Origin of the sequence: uncultured Streptococcus sp. (genome assembly GCF_915066115.1) — a bacterium.
Lineage (GTDB): Bacteria > Bacillota > Bacilli > Lactobacillales > Streptococcaceae > Streptococcus.
Genome location: NZ_CAJZDT010000176.1, coordinates 1 through 2,953 on the forward strand (window position 1 = coordinate 1; position 2,953 = coordinate 2,953).

The window sequence follows — 2,953 nt, forward strand, 5'->3', positions numbered from 1 at the left end:
CCATTCCCCAGGCTCTTTCTGCCACCCATTCTTAGGAGCCTCTTCAACTTTTTCTTTATTTAAAATAGCCTCTTTTTTAGAATTATTTTCTTTTACAACAACTGATTCTTTCTTTTTTTCCGTCTTTTCAGTTTCATTCTTTGTATTTTCAACAACTTTTTTCTCTTCTGATGCTGGAGTCTGATTTTTATCTTTAGACTGATTTTTGTCCACAGATTGACTCTTATTCATCGTTTGACTTTGGTCTGTTGTTTTACTATCTTCAGCAAAGACTGATGTTGTGGGCACAATTGCCAATGCAAGTACTGCTGTACTTACAAGTAGTATTCTCTTCATTTTACTCCCCTAAGTAGAAATTCATCTACATCATTCGTAATTAACTTTATTCTAACATAGTTAAAGGATGAAAATTATATGTCTTATTGACAATAAGGATAGTCTAGCTTATCTAAGGCTGGCTTTTACTTCCTTGCGGAGATTTTCTAGACTGCTGATACCATATTTATCCATAACCTTTGGTAAATTTTCGATGATATCAGGACAGGTATATGGATTGGTAAAGTTGGCTGTTCCAACTCCAATAGCAGATGCTCCAGCCATATACATTTCTAGGGCAGCTTCTGCCGAATCCACTCCCCCCATTCCAATGATGGGCAGGTCTGTAGTTTGGGCTACTTGGCGGATAAGTTTGAGGGCTACCGGAAAGACTGCTGGACCAGACATTCCACCTGTTCCATTAGCCAAGATTGGTTTACGAGTTTTGAGGTCAAAGCGCATTCCAACTAGAGTATTGATCATGGTCAAGCCACTTGCTCCCGCATCTTCTGCAGCTTTTGCGACAGTTACGATATCGGTCACACTAGGGGTTAATTTGACATAAACTGGCACATCAGAGGCTTCCACAGCTGCTTTCACCACATCATAAGCTAGATCTGGATCTTGACCAATCAAAAGTCCGTGATTACAGTGGTCAACATTGGGGCAAGAAATATTGAGCTCGATAGCCTTTACATTAGTTGCCTTGGAAATCCCATGAGAAACAGCCGCATACTCTTGTTTTGAAAAACCAGCCACATTAGCGATAATAGGAAGATTTGGATATTCTCTTTCCAGCCAAGGTAACTTTTCAGCCAAAACAACCTCCAAACCCGGATTTTGCAAACCAATTGCATTGAGCATGCCAGCAGGTGTTTCTGCCACCCTTGGAGTTGGATTGCCAAAGCGTGGTTCAAGGGTTGTCGCCTTGATCATAATAGAACCTAAAAGGTCTAAATCATAGTACTTAGCATACTCTTGTCCAAAACCAAAACAGCCTGATGCTGGAATAATCGGATTTTTCAAATCCAAGCCTGGTAGAGAAACTTGTAAACGATTTGTAGTCATAATTTTCTCCTTATAATACAACTGTTCCTGTGCGGAAAACAGGGCCATCTTCACAGACGCGTTGGCTGACCGTCTCGCTTTCTGGCACTTTTAGGACGCAGGCATAGCAAGCCCCCATCCCACAAGCCATACGAGATTCCAGAGATAAATAGGCTCTTGGGTGGTCATAAAAGGTTTGATTGATATACTTCATCATTCCAGGCGCCCCACATGAGTAAACAGCATCAAATTGATTGTCTAAATCCTTGATAACAACGGAAACATTTCCTTTAATACCATAAGAACCATCATCTGTCGTTACAAAGACTTGACCATATTGAGCTAATTCCGTCTCTAAAATAACAGCATTCTTAGTCGCAAAACCGAGAACTGTCACTACTTTCACACCACGCTCATGCAATTCCTTGGCTACTTCAAGCAAGGGCGGAACACCAATTCCCCCACCAACAAGGAGAACCAGGCTCTGCTCATCAAGGTCAGACAAGTCAAAACCATTTCCCTGAGGACCCATCACATCAAGAGTGTCTCCCCGACTTAAGGTTGAGAAAATAGCTGTCCCAGCCCCTTCAATCCGATAAATGAGGTGACACTGCTTCTTTACCTTTTCAATAGACGAAATTGAAATCGGGCGACGCAAGAGATGGGCGTCATCAGGCACACGCAGATGAAGAAATTGGCCTGCTCGCATGGCTTCAACCATTTCCCCTTCTAGGACTAGTTCAAAGATTGTTGGCGCGATTTCCTCCTGTGCAACCACCTTCATGGTTTCCAATCGAATGGCACCCAAACGCTTCTTACATGTGGGATTCATGATTTTCCTCCTTAAATTTTAAGGGGACCAGATAAAGAAAAGACCTTGCTATTGCAAGGTCTCAGTCGAGATAGGACAGAACTCATGGACACACCTAAAAAGTCTCCACAGAGAATTCCCTATCACTTTTATCTGACACCTTGTGAGTCTCTCTGGACTCCCCTTAAAGGTTAAATTTTTACCAGTATACTCTTTCAGCTAAAAAAAGTCAAGTAGAAAACGAACATTCTACTTGACTTCACGAGATTATTTTTCACGAATAACTTCGACCTTGTAGCCATCAGGGTCTTTGACAAAGTAATAGTTAGGTGCAGTTCCTGGTAGACCATTTGGCTCAGTCACTTCATATCCTTTTGCACTATGCTCTTGATGAAGTGCCTCAAGATTAGGTGTGCTGAGGGCAATATGGGCAAATCCATCTCCAACCACATAAGGACCGTGATCGTAGTTATAAGTCAACTCCAACTCATAGTCATCACCCTCAAGACCTAGATAGACAATCGTGAAGGCATGGTCTGGAAAATCTCTGCGACGCAATTCTTTAAATCCAAAAGCATCTTGATAAAATGCGATTGATTTTTCAAGATTTTCTACTCGCAAGCAAGTGTGCAGCATTTTTGAAGACATTTTCATTACCTCTTTCATTTTAATAGTTCTATTATACCTTTATTCAGGAAAATTTACTAGAAACTTGAACTAGAGTCCTCTTCTCTACTCTTTTATTCTAAGCAGCACTTTTACGATTTTCCTTGCGTATAT

General features: G+C 41.2%; 3 protein-coding genes and 1 pseudogene. All 4 read right to left on the bottom strand.

The window, feature by feature from the left end; all coding sequences use genetic code 11:
• Positions 1-336 (bottom strand): annotated as a pseudogene (locus tag QZ565_RS09080) (endo-beta-N-acetylglucosaminidase); the annotation flags it as partial.
• Between the two features lie 108 nt (positions 337-444).
• A complete protein-coding gene (locus QZ565_RS09085) occupies positions 445-1,431 on the bottom strand; it encodes a dihydroorotate dehydrogenase (RefSeq protein WP_295528502.1) in 987 nt (328 codons plus the stop codon).
• The gene (locus QZ565_RS09090; RefSeq protein WP_295528506.1) at positions 1,394-2,194 is read right to left on the bottom strand and encodes a dihydroorotate dehydrogenase electron transfer subunit; all 801 of its coding nucleotides are present in this window, start codon (positions 2,192-2,194) and stop codon (positions 1,394-1,396) included. Before QZ565_RS09090 ends, QZ565_RS09085 begins: the two co-directional genes overlap by 38 nt.
• 246 nt (positions 2,195-2,440) lie before the next feature.
• On the bottom strand, positions 2,441-2,821 hold the full coding sequence (locus QZ565_RS09095; RefSeq protein ID WP_295528509.1) for a VOC family protein: 381 nt from the start codon (positions 2,819-2,821) through the stop codon (positions 2,441-2,443).
• Positions 2,822-2,953 lie beyond the last annotated feature (132 nt).

Coding starts and splice junctions, on each gene's coding strand:
- QZ565_RS09085 (WP_295528502.1), bottom strand. CDS start 1,431: ATGGCCCTGTTTTCCGCACAGGAACAGTTGTATTATAAGGAGAAAATT.
- QZ565_RS09090 (WP_295528506.1), bottom strand. CDS start 2,194: ATGAATCCCACATGTAAGAAGCGTTTGGGTGCCATTCGATTGGAAACC.
- QZ565_RS09095 (WP_295528509.1), bottom strand. CDS start 2,821: ATGTCTTCAAAAATGCTGCACACTTGCTTGCGAGTAGAAAATCTTGAA.